The organism is Pseudomonas sp. IT-P260 (assembly GCF_949768395.1).
Classification (GTDB): domain Bacteria; phylum Pseudomonadota; class Gammaproteobacteria; order Pseudomonadales; family Pseudomonadaceae; genus Aquipseudomonas; species Aquipseudomonas parakoreensis.
This window is the reverse complement of record NZ_CATKPO010000011.1, coordinates 398,990-417,024: the sequence shown is the minus strand read 5'-3', so window position 1 is coordinate 417,024 and position 18,035 is coordinate 398,990. Positions and strand designations below refer to the sequence as shown.

18 protein-coding genes are annotated in these 18,035 nt (G+C 61.1%); 9 read left to right on the top strand and 9 right to left on the bottom strand.

The window, feature by feature from the left end; translation table 11 throughout:
• Nucleotides 1-16: 16 nt before the first annotated feature.
• Nucleotides 17-1,030, bottom strand: coding sequence for a porphobilinogen synthase (gene hemB / locus ACM6HV_RS08775; RefSeq protein WP_041072033.1), 1,014 nt, complete (start codon nt 1,028-1,030; stop codon nt 17-19).
• A 207-nt stretch (nt 1,031-1,237) separates the two neighbouring features.
• Here hemB and ACM6HV_RS08770 point away from each other — a divergent pair, with 207 nt between their 5' ends.
• Nucleotides 1,238-1,885 carry a DedA family protein gene (locus ACM6HV_RS08770; RefSeq protein WP_145593674.1) on the top strand — a complete coding sequence of 216 codons (648 nt, stop codon included), beginning with the start codon at nt 1,238-1,240 and terminating at the stop codon, nt 1,883-1,885.
• Here ACM6HV_RS08770 and ACM6HV_RS08765 read toward each other — a convergent pair.
• A complete protein-coding gene (locus ACM6HV_RS08765; protein ID WP_414903989.1) occupies nt 1,866-3,101 on the bottom strand; it encodes a sterol desaturase family protein in 1,236 nt (411 codons plus the stop codon). The two genes, ACM6HV_RS08770 and ACM6HV_RS08765, sit on opposite strands and share 20 nt — an antisense overlap.
• Nucleotides 3,102-3,215: 114 nt before the next feature.
• On the opposite strand from ACM6HV_RS08765, the gene elbB reads away from it, so the two are divergent.
• Entirely contained in the window at nt 3,216-3,884 is a 669-nt protein-coding gene (elbB, locus tag ACM6HV_RS08760) for an isoprenoid biosynthesis glyoxalase ElbB (protein WP_414903988.1), read from the top strand.
• 89 nt (nt 3,885-3,973) lie between these two features.
• Here the strand turns inward: elbB and ACM6HV_RS08755 are convergent, their stop codons facing one another.
• The gene (locus tag ACM6HV_RS08755) at nt 3,974-4,429 is read right to left on the bottom strand and encodes a YaiI/YqxD family protein (protein ID WP_414904152.1); all 456 of its coding nucleotides are present in this window, start codon (nt 4,427-4,429) and stop codon (nt 3,974-3,976) included.
• 108 nt (nt 4,430-4,537) lie between these two features.
• Nucleotides 4,538-6,433, bottom strand: a complete 1,896-nt coding sequence (locus ACM6HV_RS08750) for an FTR1 family protein (protein ID WP_414903987.1) — start codon at nt 6,431-6,433, stop codon at nt 4,538-4,540.
• 190 nt (nt 6,434-6,623) lie between these two features.
• Here ACM6HV_RS08750 and ACM6HV_RS08745 point away from each other — a divergent pair, with 190 nt between their 5' ends.
• The 5 genes from ACM6HV_RS08745 to ACM6HV_RS08725 all read left to right on the top strand — a co-directional run bounded on the left by ACM6HV_RS08745 (nt 6,624) and on the right by ACM6HV_RS08725 (nt 11,385).
• Entirely contained in the window at nt 6,624-8,015 is a 1,392-nt protein-coding gene (locus ACM6HV_RS08745; RefSeq protein ID WP_414903986.1) for a COG3014 family protein, read from the top strand.
• A 214-nt stretch (nt 8,016-8,229) separates the two neighbouring features.
• Nucleotides 8,230-9,624, top strand: coding sequence for a COG3014 family protein (locus ACM6HV_RS08740; RefSeq protein WP_414903985.1), 1,395 nt, complete (start codon nt 8,230-8,232; stop codon nt 9,622-9,624).
• Between the two features lie 15 nt (nt 9,625-9,639).
• On the top strand, nt 9,640-10,014 hold the full coding sequence (locus tag ACM6HV_RS08735) for a YcfL family protein (protein ID WP_338800309.1): 375 nt from the start codon (nt 9,640-9,642) through the stop codon (nt 10,012-10,014).
• A gap of 36 nt (nt 10,015-10,050) precedes the next feature.
• Complete coding sequence (lpoB, locus tag ACM6HV_RS08730) at nt 10,051-10,638, top strand: penicillin-binding protein activator LpoB (protein ID WP_003229365.1); 588 nt, start codon at nt 10,051-10,053, stop codon at nt 10,636-10,638.
• Nucleotides 10,639-10,641: 3 nt separating this feature from the next.
• Complete coding sequence (locus tag ACM6HV_RS08725; protein ID WP_414903984.1) at nt 10,642-11,385, top strand: penicillin-binding protein activator LpoB; 744 nt, start codon at nt 10,642-10,644, stop codon at nt 11,383-11,385.
• A 199-nt stretch (nt 11,386-11,584) separates the two neighbouring features.
• Here the strand turns inward: ACM6HV_RS08725 and rhtB are convergent, their stop codons facing one another.
• The 3 genes from rhtB to ACM6HV_RS08710 form a co-directional block, all read right to left on the bottom strand.
• Entirely contained in the window at nt 11,585-12,217 is a 633-nt protein-coding gene (gene rhtB / locus ACM6HV_RS08720) for a homoserine/homoserine lactone efflux protein (RefSeq protein WP_414903983.1), read from the bottom strand.
• A 210-nt stretch (nt 12,218-12,427) separates the two neighbouring features.
• Entirely contained in the window at nt 12,428-13,009 is a 582-nt protein-coding gene (locus ACM6HV_RS08715; RefSeq protein WP_003229371.1) for a mechanosensitive ion channel family protein, read from the bottom strand.
• A complete protein-coding gene (locus ACM6HV_RS08710; RefSeq protein ID WP_041072019.1) occupies nt 13,009-14,919 on the bottom strand; it encodes an ATP-binding cassette domain-containing protein in 1,911 nt (636 codons plus the stop codon). The genes ACM6HV_RS08715 and ACM6HV_RS08710 overlap by 1 nt, the downstream gene beginning before the upstream one ends.
• A gap of 50 nt (nt 14,920-14,969) precedes the next feature.
• On the opposite strand from ACM6HV_RS08710, the gene ACM6HV_RS08705 reads away from it, so the two are divergent.
• Nucleotides 14,970-15,434: a TIGR02444 family protein gene (locus ACM6HV_RS08705; protein ID WP_414903982.1), complete on the top strand. Its 465-nt coding sequence runs from the start codon at nt 14,970-14,972 to the stop codon at nt 15,432-15,434.
• Here ACM6HV_RS08705 and ACM6HV_RS08700 read toward each other — a convergent pair.
• Nucleotides 15,431-16,564 (bottom strand): AlgP family protein, encoded by a 1,134-nt coding sequence (locus tag ACM6HV_RS08700; protein WP_414903981.1) that lies wholly within the window; start codon nt 16,562-16,564, stop codon nt 15,431-15,433. The genes ACM6HV_RS08705 and ACM6HV_RS08700 overlap by 4 nt on opposite strands.
• 192 nt (nt 16,565-16,756) lie before the next feature.
• On the opposite strand from ACM6HV_RS08700, the gene ACM6HV_RS08695 reads away from it, so the two are divergent.
• Nucleotides 16,757-17,422 carry an FKBP-type peptidyl-prolyl cis-trans isomerase gene (locus ACM6HV_RS08695; protein WP_108184170.1) on the top strand — a complete coding sequence of 222 codons (666 nt, stop codon included), beginning with the start codon at nt 16,757-16,759 and terminating at the stop codon, nt 17,420-17,422.
• 77 nt (nt 17,423-17,499) lie between these two features.
• Here ACM6HV_RS08695 and ACM6HV_RS08690 read toward each other — a convergent pair whose 3' ends face one another.
• Complete coding sequence (locus ACM6HV_RS08690; protein WP_041072012.1) at nt 17,500-17,958, bottom strand: Rsd/AlgQ family anti-sigma factor; 459 nt, start codon at nt 17,956-17,958, stop codon at nt 17,500-17,502.
• Nucleotides 17,959-18,035: the final 77 nt, after the last annotated feature.

Genomic DNA, 18,035 nt, shown 5'->3' with positions numbered 1-18,035 from the left:
AATGTTCCTGGGAGGGCTATTTCTGCTCTCGTAACAATTGAGCGGCGCGGACAGCAAAGTAAGTCAGGATGCCATCAGCGCCGGCACGTTTAAAGGCGGTCAGTGACTCGAGAATCACCGCCTCGCTCAACCAGCCATTCTGGATCGCCGCCATGTGCATGGCGTATTCGCCGCTAACCTGATAGACGAAGGTCGGCACTTTGAAGGCATCTTTTACCCGGAAAAGAATGTCCAGGTACGGCATGCCGGGTTTGACCATGACCATGTCCGCGCCTTCAGACAAGTCCGCGCCGACTTCGTGCAACGCTTCATCGCTGTTGGCCGGGTCCATCTGATACGAGGCTTTGTTGGCCTTGCCCAGATTCGCTGCCGAACCCACGGCATCGCGGAACGGCCCGTAATAGGCGCTGGCGTACTTGGCCGAGTAGGCCATGATCCGCACATTGACGTGGCCGGCGATCTCCAGCGCTTCGCGGATCGCCTGAATCCGACCGTCCATCATGTCCGACGGCGCCACGACCTGAGCGCCGGCTTCGGCGTGGGACAGCGCCTGCTTGACCAGTGCGTCGACGGTGATGTCGTTCTGCACGTAGCCTTCTTCGTCGAGAATGCCGTCCTGCCCATGGGTGGTGAACGGATCGAGGGCGACGTCAGTGATCACTCCCAGCTCGGGAAACCGCTCACGCAATGCACGAGTGGCGCGCTGGGCAATGCCCTGCGGGTTCCAGGCTTCGGCGGCGTCGAGGGATTTCAGTTCGACAGGCGTGACCGGGAACAGCGCCAGCGCCGGAATGCCCAGTTCGACCCATTTCGCCGCTTCTTCGAGCAGCAGATCGATGGTCAGGCGCTCGACGCCGGGCATCGAGGCCACGGCTTCGCGACGGTTCTCACCGTCAAGCACGAACACCGGCAGGATCAGGTCATCGACCGTCAGCACGTTTTCCCGTACCAGCCGACGCGAAAAATCATCGCGACGGTTGCGGCGCAAACGGGTAGCGGGGAACAAACGGTTGGCAGGGGTAAAGCTCACGGCAGACTCCTGAGCCCGCGCAAACGGGCGAGCGTGACAGTTATAGACGGCCATTATGACGAACAGATTACAGTTGTGCGTACCCCGTGACATGTAGCCGCATTCCATTGTTAGCGTAGGAAATGTTCACGTCGAGACACATTTCGACACTTTCCTGAATGTGTCCGAAGGGTTAGGCTGCGCGTTCATTTCGCCAGCACCCAGACAATGCTCCAACAATTTCTGCATGACTTCGGCTACTTTGCCCTGTTTCTCGGCACGTTCTTCGAAGGCGAAACCATTCTGGTGCTCGCAGGCTTCCTCGCGTTCCGTGGATACATGGACATCAACCTGGTGGTGGTCGTGGCGTTCTTCGGCAGCTATGCCGGCGATCAGCTGTGGTACTTCCTGGGGCGCAAGCACGGGCGCAAATTGCTCGCGCGCAAGCCGCGTTGGCAGATGATGGGCGACCGCGCGCTGGAACATATCCGCAAGCATCCGGACATCTGGGTTCTGAGCTTCCGCTTCGTTTACGGCCTGCGCACGGTGATGCCGGTGGCGATCGGCCTGTCGGGTTATCCGCCGGGACGCTACCTGCTGCTCAACGGCATCGGCGCAGCGATCTGGGCCACCGCCCTGGCAGCCGCCGCCTACCACTTCGGCGCGGTGCTCGAAGGCATGCTCGGCAGCATCAAGAAGTACGAGTTGTGGGTGCTCGGCGCGCTGCTGATTCTTGGCGTTGGTCTGTGGCTGCGTCGCCGCTTCAAGAATGCGCGCCTGGCCAAGCAGGTTTACGCCGATGAACAAGCCGCAAAAGCCGCGCTGCTTCAGGCAGAACACTCAAAACCCGCCGAGCCTAAGACGCCAGCCGAGTAACACGCTGGCGACAGCCATACAGCCCGATGCCACTGAGCAGGCTGTAACCGAGCAGACCAGCCCAGGCCAACGGGCTGGCCGGCCATAGCCCGAGCAGCGGCGCCAGCCATACCAGCGGCACATTCGACCCCAGCCGCAGCAGCTCGACCTTCAGTGCCCACGGGCGATTCTCCAGCATCACCCCCAGCGCGAACAAACCCCACGCCACTACACCCCACCCCAGTAGCAGCGCGGCGGTCGACAGATGTTGCGCCTGCCCCATCAGGTCACTGCCCAGCGCGATATAGACGCAGAACTGCAGCGCCACATACCACTGGCGACGGCTGTCGAGCGGTACCTCGTACTTGCGGAAGCGGCTCAAGTCGGGTTTGGTCAGCGGGTACTTCGCCGCCACATCCGCCGGACGCCAGCCAGTGCGCATGAACCAGATCCGCAGCTTGTCCCAAAGGCTTTCGGTGCGGCGTGCGTCGTCCCACAACTGCACATAGAACTGCACATTGGCCCACAGCGGATTCCAGCTCGCCAGCGGCGTGGTCACACCGAAAATCACCGGCTCGTTGTCGTCCTCTTCCTGAAACGTACCGAACAACCGATCCCAAAGAATGAACACCCCGCCGTAGTTGCGATCCATGTAGAGAGCGTTCTGTGCATGGTGGGCCCGATGATTGGATGGCGTGACGAAGAACCACTCGAACCAGCCGAGCTTGGGAATGTGCCGGGTGTGAACCCAGAACTGATACAGCAGATTCATCGCCGCGACGCTGACGAACACCAGCAGCGGCACGCCAAGCACGGCCATCGGCAAGTAGAAGATCCAGCCCAGCACAAATCCGGTACTGGTCTGGCGCAACGCCGTGGAGAGGTTGTATTCCTCGCTCTGGTGATGCACCGAATGCGCGGCCCAGAGGATGTTGCGCTCGTGGCCCAGGCGATGCAGCCAGTAATAGCAGAAGTCATAGAAGACAAAGGCCAGCACCCAGACCCAGAGACTGTCTGCCGGCAACCTGAGCAACGCCAGGTGTTCCAGGGCAAACGCATAGGTCACCAGCCCCAGGCCTTTGCTCAGCAGGCCGGTGGTGGTCGACAACACCCCGGCGCTGAGGCTGTTGACCGAGTCAGCGAGGCGATAGTGTCGGGTCCCGCGCCAGCGATCGGCAAGCAGTTCGGCGGCAATCAGCACGAAGAAAAATGGCACTGCATACAGAATGAAGTCCATGGCGCGCCCCGATCGGATTCTATGGACAGATCCTAGGTCTAGCCGCCCAATCACCCTATGGCAACACGCGACAATTTAGTGGACATTTAGCGCCATGAATCTGGAGAGAAACCCATGAGCAAAAAAGTTGCAGTGATCCTGTCCGGCAGCGGCGTGTACGACGGCGCCGAGATCCACGAGAGCGTCATCACTCTGTTGCGCCTGGATCAACGCGGCGCGCAGGTGCAGTGCTTCGCGCCGAACATCGCGCAATTGCATGTGATCAATCACCTGACCGGTGAAGAAATGCCCGAAACGCGCAACGTCCTGGTGGAGTCGGCGCGCATTGCCCGCGGCAACATCAAGGACATCCGTGAGGCCGACGTCGAAGACTTCGACGCGCTGATCGTGCCCGGCGGCTTTGGCGCCGCGAAGAACCTCTCGAACTTCGCCGTCGAAGGTGCCGGCTGCACGGTACAGCCTGAGGTGCTGGCCTTGGCTGAAGCCTTTGCCGAAGCGGGCAAACCGGTGGGTCTGATGTGCATCTCGCCGGCGCTGGCAGCGAAAATCTACGGCCCGGGCGTAACCTGCACCATCGGCAACGATGCCGATACCGCCACCGCGATGAACAAGATGGGCGCCACCCACGAAGACTGCGCGGTGAGCGAGATCATCGAAGACAAGGCGCGCAAACTGGTGACCACCCCGGCCTACATGCTGGCGCAGAACATCAGTGAGGCGGCTTCGGGGATCAACAAGCTGGTCGACCGGGTGCTCGAACTGACGCACGAGCACGACGCTTAAAATCAAAAGATCGCAGCCTTCGGCAGCGCCTACAGAGGATTGAGGTGATCACCAGAACGCTGTAGGAGCTGCCGCAGGCTGCGATCTTTTCAAGATTGACGGGTCAGCCGGGTGAGAATCCGGTCCAGCGCATTGGCAAACGCCTGTTTCTCACGCTCGCCGAACGGTGCCGGGCCGCCGCTGATCTGACCCTGCTCACGCAGGTCGGTAAACAGGTTGCGCACGGCCAGGCGCTCGCCCATGTTCTGCGCGTCGAACTCCTTGCCGCGCGGGTCAAGCGCCGCTACACCTTTCTTCACCAGGCGATCGGCCAGCGGAATATCGCTGCAGATCACCAGCTCTCCGGGCACCGCGTGCTCGACCAGATAATCGTCCGCCGCATCCGGGCCGCTGGGCACCACGATCAGCTTGACGATCGCCAGCCCCGGTTTGATCTGCGGTTGCCCCGCCACCAGCACCACTTCGAACCGGCGCTTGAGGGCGAACTTCACCACCAGCTCCTTGGCGGCCCGCGGGCAGGCGTCGGCATCGATCCATACGCGCATCATTTTTTCCTCTTCTAAAAGCATCGCGGGCAAGCCGCGCTCCCACAAGGTTAACGCTAAACCTGTGGCAGCGTGGCTTGCCCGCGAATGTGAGCGCAGCGAATGCTATTAAGCAATCACCCGCTTCTTCTCAACCATCCGGCTGCGCCCATACAACACGACAATCGCCAGAATCGCCACGGCCTGCGCCGATAGCGAATAAGCGTCGGCATGAATCCCCAGCCAGTCGAAATCGAAGAACGCCACCGGCCGCGTGCCGAAGATCCCGGCTTCCTGCAACGCCTTCACGCCATGCCCGGCGAACACCACCGACAACGCGCAGAGCAGACCGGCGTTGATGCTGAAGAACAGCGCCAGCGGTAGTTTCGCCGAGCCACGCAGGATCACCCAGGCCAGACCGATCAGCAGCACCAGCGCCGTCGCACCACCAGCCAGCACCGCATCATGCCCGGCGGGGCCGGCCTGCAGCCACAGGGTTTCGTAGAACAGGATCACTTCGAACAACTCGCGATACACCGAGAAAAACGCGAGGATCGCGAAGCCGAAACGCCCGCCGCCGCCCACCAGACTCTGTTTGATGTAGTCCTGCCAGGCTGCAGCGTGGCGCCGGTCGTGCATCCACACGCCGAGCCACAGCACCATGACGCTGGCGAACAGCGCCGTCGCGCCTTCGAGCAATTCACGCTGCGAGCCGCTGACGTCGATCACATACGCCGCCAGCGCCCAGGTACCAAGACCGGCGAGCAGCGCCAGGCCCCAGCCGACGTTGACGCTGCGCACCGCCGATTGCTGGCCGGTATTGCGCAGGAACGCGAGGATCGCCGCCAGCACCAGAATCGCTTCGAGGCCTTCGCGCAGCAGAATCAGCAGACCGGAGATGTAGCTCAGCGACCAGCTCAGGCCATCGCTGCCAAGCAGTTCGGCAGACGCTTTGAGCTTGCCCTTGGCCGCGTCCAGGCGCTCTTCCGCCTGCGCCACCGGCAGACCGTCCTGCAACGACTGACGGTAGGCCATCAGCGATTTTTCGGTGTCCTTGCGTACGTTGGCGTCGACGTTATCCAGCGAACTTTCGACCAGTTCGAAACCTTCCAGATACGCCGCCACCGACAGGTCATAGGCCTGATCACGATCACCGGCGCGGTACGCCGCCAGGCTTTTGTCCAGCGTCGCGGCGGTGTAGTCGAGCAATTGCGCCGGGCCGCGTTTGACCTGCGGTGGCTGCGCGCGCTGGGCACGGAAGGTCGCGGCGACTGGCGCACCTTCGGCGGCCTGTACTTCGGCCGGCGTCTGGCGTGCCAGATCAGCGATATTGAAGGTCTTGTCGGACTTGTCGGCGGCCGGGTCGGCACTGAAGCCGGCGATGTAGGTCGCCAGATCCCAGCGCTGACGGTCGTCCAGTTGATCGGCGAACGCCGGCATGTCGGTGCCTTCGACACCTTGGCCGAGGGTGCTGTAGATCGCGTAAAGGCTCAGATGATCCATCCGCGCGGCATCGCGCAGGTTGGCCGGTGGCGGCGCCATGCCGAGGCCCGCCGGACCGTCACCGGCTCCGTTGGCACCGTGACAAACCGAGCAGTTTTGCGCATACAGCGGCGCGCCACGGGTCGGATCCGGCGTGATGATCGGCGCCTGGCTGACCTCATACGCCACCGCCAGTTTCTCCCCCAGTTGCCGGGCCTGACGGGCGACGTCGGCACCGTCCTGCTTTGCCGTGATAGCCGCATGCAGAGCCGCGACGCCCTGCTCCAGCGCAGCCTTCTCCGGTTTGGCCGGCAGACCGCCGATCAGCCCTTGCAGCACTTGGGTGAATTCCAGCTGCTCGCGGTATTCGCCGTCATCGACAACTTTGCCCGCTTCGACCGTCGGCGGGTAGTCGGCGCTGATGTAATCGAGCAGGTGCAGCGCTTGCGGGGCGCCTTCCACCGTGTCGGCCAGCAGGTTGAAGCTGCTCAGGGCGCACAACGGGAACACCAGCCAGGCCAGAAATCGGGACGCGGCAGTCATGAATGAGTCTCAAATGGAAATGCGAAGTTACATATTGTTCACTTCGAACGCTTTTCACTCAAGCGTTGTCGACATACGCCACCTGGGACGGGTGCCATGAACCTGCGAAAACGGACGAATCACTTGGCCACTACCGCACTCTATACTGCGCCACCTCATTGCATTTGCCGCTCAAGGACGAACCCTCTTCATGCGCCATAACATGCTGCTACCCCTGTTGATCGCCGCCGTTGTGCAACTGAGCGGTTGCGGTGCGTATCGCAATTACGATCTGGAGCTGCAACAGACCACCGCGCCGCTCAAAAACGGCAACATCGAAGGTGCCCTGTCGGTGATCGAAGCGAACAATCCGGACCCGGAAAAAGACCTGCTCTACTACTTCGAAAAAGGCGCCGTACTCAGTGCCGGCGGCGATTTTGCGCAAAGCCAGACCACTTGGCGCAGCGCCGAACAGATGATTATCGAACGCCAGGACACAATCCAGACCACTGGCGACAAGTTGCTTGCTGCAATGGGCGATCACTGGGGCAGCATCATCAACGACAAGCTGCGCCGCTACGATGGCTACGACTATGAAAAGGTCATGCTGACCACGCAAATGGCCCTCAATCAGTTGGCGCTAAATGACTTCGATGGCGCTCGCGCCGACATCAAGAAAACCCACGAGCGCGAAGCGCTGATCGCTCGGCAACGGGAGCTGGAATACGAAAAAATCGAGGAAGCAGCCAAGGCCCAGGGCGCACGTGTGCATTACAGGGATCTGCAGGGCTACCCGGTGGTAATGCTCGAATCGCCTGCGGTGATTGCCCTGAAAAACGGTTACCAAAGTGCATTCAGTCACTATCTCGCGGGCTTCACTTATGAAGCGCTGGGTGAAAAGGATCTTGCCGCGCCCGGATATCGTCAGGCCATTGAACTGCGCCCGGACGTAGCCTTTTTTCAACAGGCACTACGCGCCCTCGACAGCCCCGGACTCAAGGCCGATGAAAGCGACGTGCTGATCATTGTGCAAAGCGGGCTGGCACCTGCCCGCAGTTCAGTACGCGTGCCGTACCCGGTGAAGCTGGCAGACGGGCAAGTCATCGTCGCCAACATTTCGTTTCCGGTGATGGTGCCGGACACCTCAACCCCGCCGGTCAGTCAGGTGAGTATCGATGGTCGCCAGAAGAAACTGATCACGGTCAACAGCATCACCGAAATGTCCTTGCGCACGCTGCGTGACGACATGCCCGGGATTATCCAGCGCACGACCTATCGGGCATTCCTCGCCGCAGATGTTCAAGGCACGGACAATCGACGCAACCCGAGCAAGGCGTCCTACGTGACCCATTGGGACACTTTCGAACACGCCGACACCCGCACCTGGCGCACCCTGCCTGACCTGACGCAGGTTGTGCGCCTGCGCCTGAAAAAGGGCGAGCATCTGATCAGCCTGTCGAATACCACGGCGCCGCTGAAAATCCGTATCGACCAGCACCGGCAGATGATCGGCCTGCGCGTGCTCGGTGGACAGATTTACGCCAACGGCAGCGCTTTTCAGTCCAGCACCTCGCTGGAAAATCGAGTATCCAGCCTGAAATAAGTAATGGCACCAAACTAACAAGTGCAATTAAAAAGCTATTACATGGCCAGCATCGCCCGCTTATAATGCCGCGCCCTCGCTATAGCGACGCGGCATAAAAGCTCCTCTGGTTATGAGGAATTGGCAGGAGGCCAGCGCCACTGTCGATGGGTCACACCAGCCCGACCAGCACCGGCGGCTGATGCAGTTACTAGCTCAGGGAAGAAGTACCCCCATGGCATTGCGCACTCCCACCTTGATCGCGCTCAGCGCTGTCACTCTGCTGTCCGGCTGTTCGGCGTTTCGCAACTACGATTCGGAACTGGCCCAGACCAACCAGCAACTGGCCACCGGCAACGTCGACGCCGCGCTGACCCTGCTGGAAAAGAACAACACCGGCCCCGACAAAGATCTGCTCTATTACTTCGAGAAAGGTGAGTTGCTGCGCGCCAAGGGTGACCTGTCCGGCAGCCAGAACGCCTGGACCAGCGCCGACCAGGTGGTCGGTCAGTGGGAAGATTCGGTCAAGCTCGATACCGGTAAATACCTGGCTCAGTTCGGCAGCTTCCTGGTCAACGACAAGGTCCGTCGCTACGAAGGTTACGACTACGAGAAAGTCATGCTGACCACCCAGATGGCCCTCAACCTGCTGGCCGTCAACGACTTCGATGGCGCCCGCACCGCGATCAAGAAAACCCACGAACGTGAAGCGGTGATCGCCGACCTGCGCGACAAGGAATACCTCAAGAGTGAGGAAGAGGCCGAAAAGGAAGGGATCAAGACTCAATACAAGGATCTGCAAGGCTACCCGGTCGCCAGCCTCGACGCGCCGGAAGTGGTCAGCCTGAAAAACAGCTACCAGAGTGCGTTCAGCCATTACCTGGCCGGTTTCGTCTACGAAGCCCTGGGCGAGAAAGACCTGGCTGCACCGGGCTACCGCAAGGCGGCTGAACTGCGCCCGAACACCCCGCTGCTGGAGCAGGCGCTGGTCAACCTCGACAAGCCGAGCAAATCCGACGACAGCGACATCCTGATCGTGGTGCAAAGCGGTCTGGCACCTTCGCGCGATTCGATCCGCGTGCCGCTGCCATTGCCGATCTCCAACAACGTGGTGATCACCCCGCTGTCGTTCCCGATCATCAAGCCTGACACCTCTACCGCACCATTCACGCAGATTGGCGTCGATGGCCAGCAAGTCAACCTGACCGCCCTCAACAGCACCACCGCCATGTCCCGTCGCGCCCTGCGCGATGACATGCCGGGGATCATCGTGCGCACCACCGTGCGCGCAATCACCAAAGGCGTGGCGCAGAAGAAGATCAACGAAACCAACCCGCTGGCCGGTCTGGCCGTGGGTATTTCTTCAGCCGTGCTGGAAGGTGCCGATACCCGTACGTGGCGCACCCTGCCGGACAACACCCAAGTGGTGCGTCTGCGCTTGAAGAAAGGCGAGCACCAAGTCAGCCTGCCGAGCGCCGTCGGCGGTTCGCTGGTCAAGGTCACCGTCGATCAGCGTTATCAAGTGATCAGCCTGCGTGCCGTAGGCAATCAGGTATTTGCCGGCGGCGTCGCCGCCCACGTCATCCCGAGCGCCAGCGCGACCAACGTCGCCAGCCTTAAACAACCTTAAGAACGGAGTCTTTGCATGCGCTTGAAACTCTTCGCCGTTGCCGCCCTCGCCGTGCTGGCCAGCGGCTGCGCCACCCCGCCACCTCCTGAGCCGGGCAGCGCCGCGAGCAAGGTCGTGGCCATGGGTCCGCAGAAACACATCGCGGTCGGCGCCATGCGCGTCGCCCGAGAGAACGGCTTCATGACCGTCAATGTGCAGTTGACCAACACCCTCAACAGCAACAAGACGTTCTACTACCGCTTCGCCTGGCTCGGTGCGGAAGGTTTCCCGGTCGCCGAGGAAGAAGTCTGGAAAAGCCAGATGATGTACGGCGCTCAGACCAGCTTCATCCAGGGCATCGCCCCGACCCCGAAAGCCGTGGATTTCCGTCTCGAACTCAAGACGCCTTAAGTCCGCCACCCTATTCCTGTTTTAGAGAGCATTCCCATGTTTGCACGCTTTTCCCTGATCGCTGTCCTCGCCCTGCTGGCTTCCGGTTGCGCCAACACCTCGCCGACCCTGGGCAGCAAGAACATCAGCTACGGCGACACCAAAGCGGTTGAAACCGTGACCAACGAATTCGGTTCGACCGACCTGCAGATGATCGCCGAATCGATGACCCGCTCGCTGGCCCAGTCCGGCATTCTGCAGGGCCGCCCGGTGGTGCAGGTCTACGACGTGAAGAACAAGACCAGCGAGTACATCGATACCCGCGAAATCACCACCAGCATCAAGACTCAGTTGATGAAGTCCGGCACCGCCCGCTTCGCCAGCGACAACACCGCGATGCAGAGCCAGGTTGATCAGCTCAAGCTGCAAAACCAGAGCGGCCTGTACAAGAAGAGCACCGTGGCCAAGACCGGCAACATGATCGCCGCCAAATACCGTCTGGAAGGCTCGATCAGTTCGATCGTCAAGCGCAGCAGCGACTACAAGGACGTCTTCTACAAATTCAGCCTGCAACTGATCGACGTCGAAAGCGGTCTGGCCGAGTGGATGGACGAAAAAGAGATTCGCAAAACCACGGAGCGTTAATTGATGCGCGCATGGATTGGCATGATGGCCCTGGCTTGCGCGTTCAGCGTGCAAGCGGCCCCGAAAGTCGCGGTAACGGATCTGGCGTATCAGGAACGTGTGGAGCAGTACATCCACATCGTTTCGGCGCAGAGCAATTACCGCGAGGGTTACTACAGCGCCAGTGGTTCGTCGAACTACAACGAGCTGGAAGCGACCACCAGCTACATCGAACAGGGTGAACTGCGCAAATTCACCGGCGACATCAAGGGCGAGATCCTCCGCACCGGCATGTTCCAGCTGGTGCAGGGCACGCCGTACACCGCGTCGTCCAAGGGTGACGTCTACGACGTGATCAAGCGGATCAAGGCCGGCAACTTCAAGGGTGCCGACTATGTGCTGTTCGGCACCGTGTCCGACATCGACTTCACTCAGGACATGAACGAGCTGGCGCACACCGACAGCTATTCGGCGGTGCTGGGTCTGACGCTGGTGGCGGATTTCAGTCTGATCAACACCAAGACCTACGAGATCACCTCGGCCTTCACGGCGATGGGCGAAGCGCAGGACACCAAACTGGTGAACGGTCGCGACATCAAGATCTCGCTGAACCGCCCTCGGGTGGTGCGTGAAGTGTCCAAAGCGCTGGGCGAAGACGTGGCCGGGCAACTGCGCATGCAGCTCGGTGGCGGCGGTTACGAGCAGCCGCGTGAAGCGCAGCAGCGCAACAATCTGCCGCGTGATACCGCGCCGGTAATTTTGCACTGACCAGCTGAGTGAACAACTCTGTAGTGAGGGGATTCATCCCCGATGGACTGCGCAGCAGGCCCCTTCTTGTCAGGTCAAGAGCGGGGCCGCTTCGCGCCCCATCGGGGATGAATCCCCTCGCTACAACGGAGTTCACTGGAGAAATCAGTAGGAATAAAAAGGCGACCCCAAGAGGTCGCCTTTTTTCTGGCCGGGGCTTTTAGACCGCCGCTTTACGCAACGTCGCCATAAACGCCGCCGCACCAATGAACAGCCCGGCAAACGTGCGGTTCATGCGTTTCTGCTGCTTCGGCGTGCGCAACAGGCGTAGCACCTTGGACGCCAAACCCGTGTAGCCAGCCATGACAACCAGATCCACGCAGATCATGGTCACGCCGATCACCAGGTACTGCATCAGCAGCGGTGCATGGGGATTGATGAACTGCGGCAGCACCGCCAGCATGAACACCAGCGCCTTGGGGTTACTGATGTTGACCAGGAAGCCGCGAAACACCAGCGCCAGCGGTTTGCCGATCGGCCGGACTGCTGCGTCATCGCTCATGTCCATGGGCAGCGCACGCCATTGCTTGATCGCCAGATAGACCAGATAGGCCACACCGAACCATTTGATCGCATAGAACGCGGTGGCCGAAGCAGTGAGAATCGCGCCGACCCCAGCGCCGACAATCGCAATCTGTACCGCCAGGCCGATCTGCAGGCCGAGGGCGTTCCAGTAACCGCGCCAGAAACCGTATTGCAGGCCGCTGGACATCGACGCAATGGCGCCAGCACCCGGGGACAGACTGATCACCCAGCAGGCGGCAAAGAATGCCAGCCATGTTTGAAGCTCCATCGCACACCTCGACTCGGACTCGTACCAAGCGTCCAAATTAATGTGGTTTCAGGCGGATGACTATCGTTTTTTTTGTAGGACGTTGCGGACGCAACCCCGTATTTGCGGGCTAATACCCCTTCGCGAGCAGGCTCGCTCCCACAGGGCAATGCATTTTCACTGTGGGAGCGAGCCTGCTCGCGAAGGCGTCAGACCAGACGCCCGGGGAATCTACTTTTCGAACCCGCTGGACGGAAACACATCGCTGCCGCGCCAACGTCGCACCGAGCGCTGGAAGAACAGGCTGTTCGGCACTTGTACCATGGCGCTGCCCGTCCCGAGCTCCTCTGCCTCGATCAACGTGGTGTAAAGCAGATTGATCGCCACGACCCGGCCTTTGACCCCGGGTTTGTCAGTGGTGTCGACCAGCTCCACCACATCGCCGAGGCGGAACGGGCCGACGGTGAAGATCAGGATCGCGCAGAGCAGGTTCGACAGCACACTCCACATCGCGAAGAACGCCACCGCCGCCACCGCGACGAAACCCGACAGCGCCGTCCACAACACCGTGGCCGACACCCCGAGGCGTTCCAGCACAAAGATCAGCGCGCTGCCCATGATCAGCCAGCGCAGACCGCCACGCAGCGGCATCAGCAACTGCGGCGGAAACGGGTAGCGCTCACCCAGACGGGTCAGGCCTTTGGCAACGAAGCGCTGGGCCAGATAGCCGGCCAGCAGGATCAGCAGAATCTGCACGCCGAGCCAGATCGGCTCGACCCACACCGCCGGCAATGGCCACTTGAACGCGTCCATCAGGACAGCGCCTCCAGCTCCGCCTGCATGCTTTCCAGCGTTTCGAGTGCCTCCATCCAAGCTTCTTCCAGCTCGGCTTCGCGCACTTTCAGCCTGGCCTGCTCTGCCAGCAGATCACGCAACTCGTTCTTGCGCGCCGGCTCGTAGATATCGCTGTCGCCGAGGCTGGCATCCACCTTGGCGAGTTTTTCGTGAAGTTTGCCGAGCTCGGCTTCGAGCTTGTCGGCTTCGCGCTTGTGCGGCGCCAGTTGCTGACGCAATGCTGCGGCGGCCTGGCGCTGGGCCTTCTTGTCGGTTTTGTCCGGGTTAACCGGCGTGTTGCTGACCGGCGCGTTGCGCTGGCGGTATTCCACCAGCCAGCGCGCGTAATCTTCAAGGTCGCCATCGAACTCTTCGACCTTGCCGTCAGCGACCAGATAGAAGTTGTCAGTGGTGCTCTTGAGCAAGTGCCGATCGTGAGACACCACCAGTACCGCGCCGCTGAATTCCTGCAGCGCCATGGTCAGCGCCAGGCGCATTTCCAGGTCGAGGTGGTTGGTCGGTTCGTCGAGCAGCAACAGATTCGGCCGTTCCCAGGCAATCAGCGCCAGGGCCAGACGCGCTTTCTCGCCGCCGGAGAAATTCAGTACCGGCTCGTCGATACGCGCGCCACGGAAGTCGAAACCGCCAAGGAAGTCGCGCAGGGTCTGCTCGCGTTCGGTCGGCGCCAGACGCTGCAGGTGCAGCAACGGGCTGGCCTTGGCATCCAGCGAGTCGAGCTGATGCTGGGCGAAGTAGCCGACCACGGTGTTCTCGCCGCGTGTCAGGCGCCCGGCCAGCGGTTCGAGCTCGCCGGCGAGGTTCTTGATCAGGGTCGACTTGCCGGCACCGTTCGGCCCGAGCAGACCGATCCGCGCCCCCGGGGTCAGTTGCAGCTTGACCTTCTCCAGGATGGTTTTTTCGCCGTAACCCAGACGCGCATCGGACAGGTCGATCAGCGGGCTGGAGATCTTGGTCGATTCACGAAAGACGAAGTCGAACGGCGAATCGACGTGAGCCGCCGACAGCTCTTCCATGCGTTCCAGCGCCTTGATCCGGCTCTGCGCCTGACGGGCCTTGGTGGCCTGGGCCTTGAAGCGGGCGATGTAGCTTTCCATGTGCGCACGTTGCGCCTGCTGCTTCTCGTAGGCCTGTTGCTGCTGGGCCAGACGCTCGGCACGGGCACGCTCGAACGCGGTATAGCCGCCCCGGTACAGGGTCAGTTTGCGCTGATCGACATGGGCCACGTGATCGACCACTTCATCGAGGAAGTCGCGGTCGTGGGAAATCAGCAGCAAGGTCCCCGGATAACTTTTCAGCCACTCCTCGAGCCAGATGATCGCGTCGAGATCCAAGTGGTTGGTCGGTTCGTCGAGCAGCAGCAAATCCGACGGACACATCAAAGCCTGCGCCAGGTTCAGACGCATCCGCCAGCCACCGGAGAAATCGCCTACCTGACGATCCATCTGCTCGTTGGTGAACCCGAGGCCGGCCAACAGTTTGCGGGCGCGGGCGTCGGCGGTATAACCGTCGGCGCTGTCGAGTTCGGCGTGCAGGCGGGCCAGCGCCGTACCATCGTGGGCCGCTTCGGCGACGGCGAGGTCACGTTGCACTTCGCGCAGACGCAGGTCGCCATCGAGCACATAGTCGACCGCCAGACGCTCGAGGGTGTCGACCTCCTGACGCATGTGCGCGATCCGCCAGTCGGCCGGCAGCAGGCAATCGCCCGAGTCCGGGTGCAACTCGCCGCGCAGCAAGGCAAACAGGCTGGATTTGCCGGCGCCGTTGGCACCGATGAGGCCGGCTTTGTGGCCGGCGTGCAGGGTCAGCTCGGCGTCTTCTAGCAGACGTTGCGGGCCACGCTGTAAAGTCAGGTTCTGAAGTCGGATCATAATGGCGGCGGAGTCTACCAGCTTCGCTCACAACTGGCGCGAGTAGCACGATGTCCTCTGACCTGTGGAGCTTTTCCCTTGCCACCTACGCCCGACCGGGCGTGGAACCTGCCTGCCTGCAACTGCAAGCGGCGGGGGCCAACGTCTGCCTGCTGCTGTGCGGTCTGTGGTTGGAACAACGTGGTGTGGCCTGCGACGAACAACGCCTGGAGCAGTTGAAAACGCTGGTGGTGCCTTGGGATGCGGAGGTGGTGCAGCCACTGCGTGCGTTGCGCACTCAATGGAAAACCCTGGCCGAGGAAGATTCGGTACTCAAAGGGTTGCGAGAACAAATGAAAGCGCTGGAGCTGGAAGCCGAACGGCACTTGCTGTGGCAACTGGAACAGGCTGCGCAGGACTGGCCGTGTGATGAAGTATCAGCGTCCGGGCAATGGCTGGAGAGTCTGGCGGGATCGACCACCAGCCCGAACCGCGACGCGCTGCAAGTGCTGCGCGTCGCGGCAACCGGCGCTTAGGAAGCGCTGGTCGGGTTGCTGCTGACGCTCGACGCAGCGGCCGGCGTTGGTGCCGTCGTGGTGGTCGAGGTAGAAGCGGCTGGAGCAGGTGCAGCGGCCGGCGCCGGAGCGGCTGGCTTGGCAGCCGGTGCAGTTGCCGGTTTGGCGGCAGCGGGTTTGGCAGCGGCCGGTTTTTTCGCGGCGGGTTTTGCAACCGGCTTGGCGGCTGGCTTAGCGGCTACTGGTTTGGCAGCAGGCTTGGCCGCAGCGGTCGCAGGTTTTGCTGCTGCAGGTTTGGCCGCGGTTTTAACAGCAGGCTTGGCCGCTGGTTTGGCAGCAACCTTGGCAGCAGGTTTTGCCGCGACCGGTTTGGCCGCAGTTTTTGCTGCCGGTTTTGCAGCGGCGGTTTTCGCGACAGGTTTGGCAGCCGGTTTTACCGCGACTTTGGCAGCTGGTTTAGCAGCAGCGGTTTTTACCGGAGCGGCTTTGCGCGCAGCAGGTTTGGCCGCTGGCTTGGCAGCCGGTTTTGTCGCTGCAGGTTTGGCAGCGGCAGTACGAGCGGCCGGTTTCGCAGCGCTCGCCGGAGCCGGTTTTTTCACTGCGGTTTTGGCAGCAGGTTTGGCGGCGGTTTTAGCCGGTGCCTTGGCCGCTGGTTTTGCCACTGGCTTGGCTGCAGCGGTTTTCGCCGGCGCTTCTGCCGCCGCAGGTTTCGCGGCCGCTTTCTTCGCAGGCACTGCTGCAGGTTTTGCTGCGCGAGAGGTCAGCGCCTTGCCGGCGGCCTCTTGCACACGACCGACACCCTGAGCCAGTTTCAGGCTTTCCTGGGCGTCGCGCTTGAGTTGCAGAATGTAGCCACGAGTGTCGGACTGACGATCCTTCAGCGCATCGAGCAGGTCTTCGAGTTCTTTGACTGCAGCCTTGGCCTTGTTCTGCGCCTTGGCTTTACCGGCAGCGGCTGCGTCCTGCAATTTGGTGCGGGATTTGTGCAGTTTTTCTTGCGCCTTGCCGCGTTGCTTTTCCAGTTTGGCGAGCAGTTTTTCAGCATCAGCCAAGGCTTGGGAGCAAGCGTTTTCCAAATGCTCGAGCAGGCTGCCCGAGAGTTGTTGGAGTAAGTGCAACGGAGTGTTTACAGGCTTCTTGGTGGCCGACATGGTTTACCTCCTGGCTGACGTGAGTGCGGCTCATACTAGACCTCTGCAGTTACCGCCGCTAGGTCATCTTGACAGTAACGAAACCGTTGCGTTGCAACGGAGCGAAAATGTTCTGCACAAAGACAAAAGCAGTTCACCGTTGCAGACGTTCGCGCTGGCATAATCGCCCGCATCTCAGGACGGAGTGTGCCCATGTCGCGCTACCTTGTTTTATCCCTCTGGATGATTTTTTCTGCCGCCCACGCCGACGAAAAAACCACCGCGAACGATGCTCACGATCTGGCCTACAGCCTCGGCGCCAGCCTCGGTGAACGCTTGCGCCAAGAGGTCCCGCAATTGCAGATTCAGGCGTTGGTCGACGGATTGCAGCAGGCCTATCAAGGCAAGCCATTGGCACTGAGCGAAGCACGGATCGAGCAGATCCTCGCCGATCACGAATCGCAAAACGCCGAACACTCCACGCTGCCTTCAAGCGATGCCGCGATGGAAAACGAACAACGTTTTCTCACCGCCGAAAAAGCCAAGCCAGGCGTGAAGGAACTGGCCGACGGCATCCTGTTGACCGAGCTGACCCCGGGCAGCGGTGCCAAGGCCGGCCCCGATGGGAAAGTGCAGGTGCTGTACGTCGGTCGACTGCCGGATGGCACGGTGTTCGACCAGAACACTCAGCCGCAATGGTTCAGCCTCGACAGTGTGATTGCCGGCTGGCGTACCGCACTGCAGAACATGCCGGTAGGTGCCAAGTGGCGCCTGGTGATTCCATCGGATCAGGCCTATGGTGCCGACGGTGCGGGCGATCTGATCGCGCCATTTACACCACTGGTGTTTGAAGTCGAGTTGCGCGGTGCAACGAGCTGATCGGCGCCGATTCACGGGCATAAAAAAACGCGGTGCGCTTTCGGCGCACCGCGTTTTTTATGCTCTCGAAAAAACCATCAGGCCTGAACCGGATCTTCCTGCTTGTGTGCCGTGTGCAGCACTTCAATCAGACAGTCTTCCAGCTCGAAGCGCTCGTGCAGCAGGCCACCCAGTTCCTTGAACTTCTCGGCGACGCATTTGCCTGCATCGCAAAGGTCGTTGAACGCGAGGAGTTTTTCGGTGATGACGTCGATACGCGGGTAAAGGGTTTCGGCAAGTTCGAGGCCGCGCTTGTCGTTGAAGGCCTTGGCTTCACCGGTCAGCTGTTCGTAGATCTCGAAGTGCCCGGCCGAGACGTAATCGACCAGCACACCGCAGAATTCCAGCAAGGGTTTACGGTTCTCGGACAGAGCCTGTGGCTTGTCGCCCAACTTGTCGTAGGCACCGATCAGATCTTCACGCTCCTGCAACCAGCGGTCGATCAGCAGATGAACTCCACCCCAGCGTTCCTGAGCATTCTGACAACTTTCGAGCATGGCGATCTCTCTTCCCTTGTGGGTCATGCTGCTCTACACCCGCGCCCCTCTTCTGGCTGTTATCGCTTGGAGGCGGA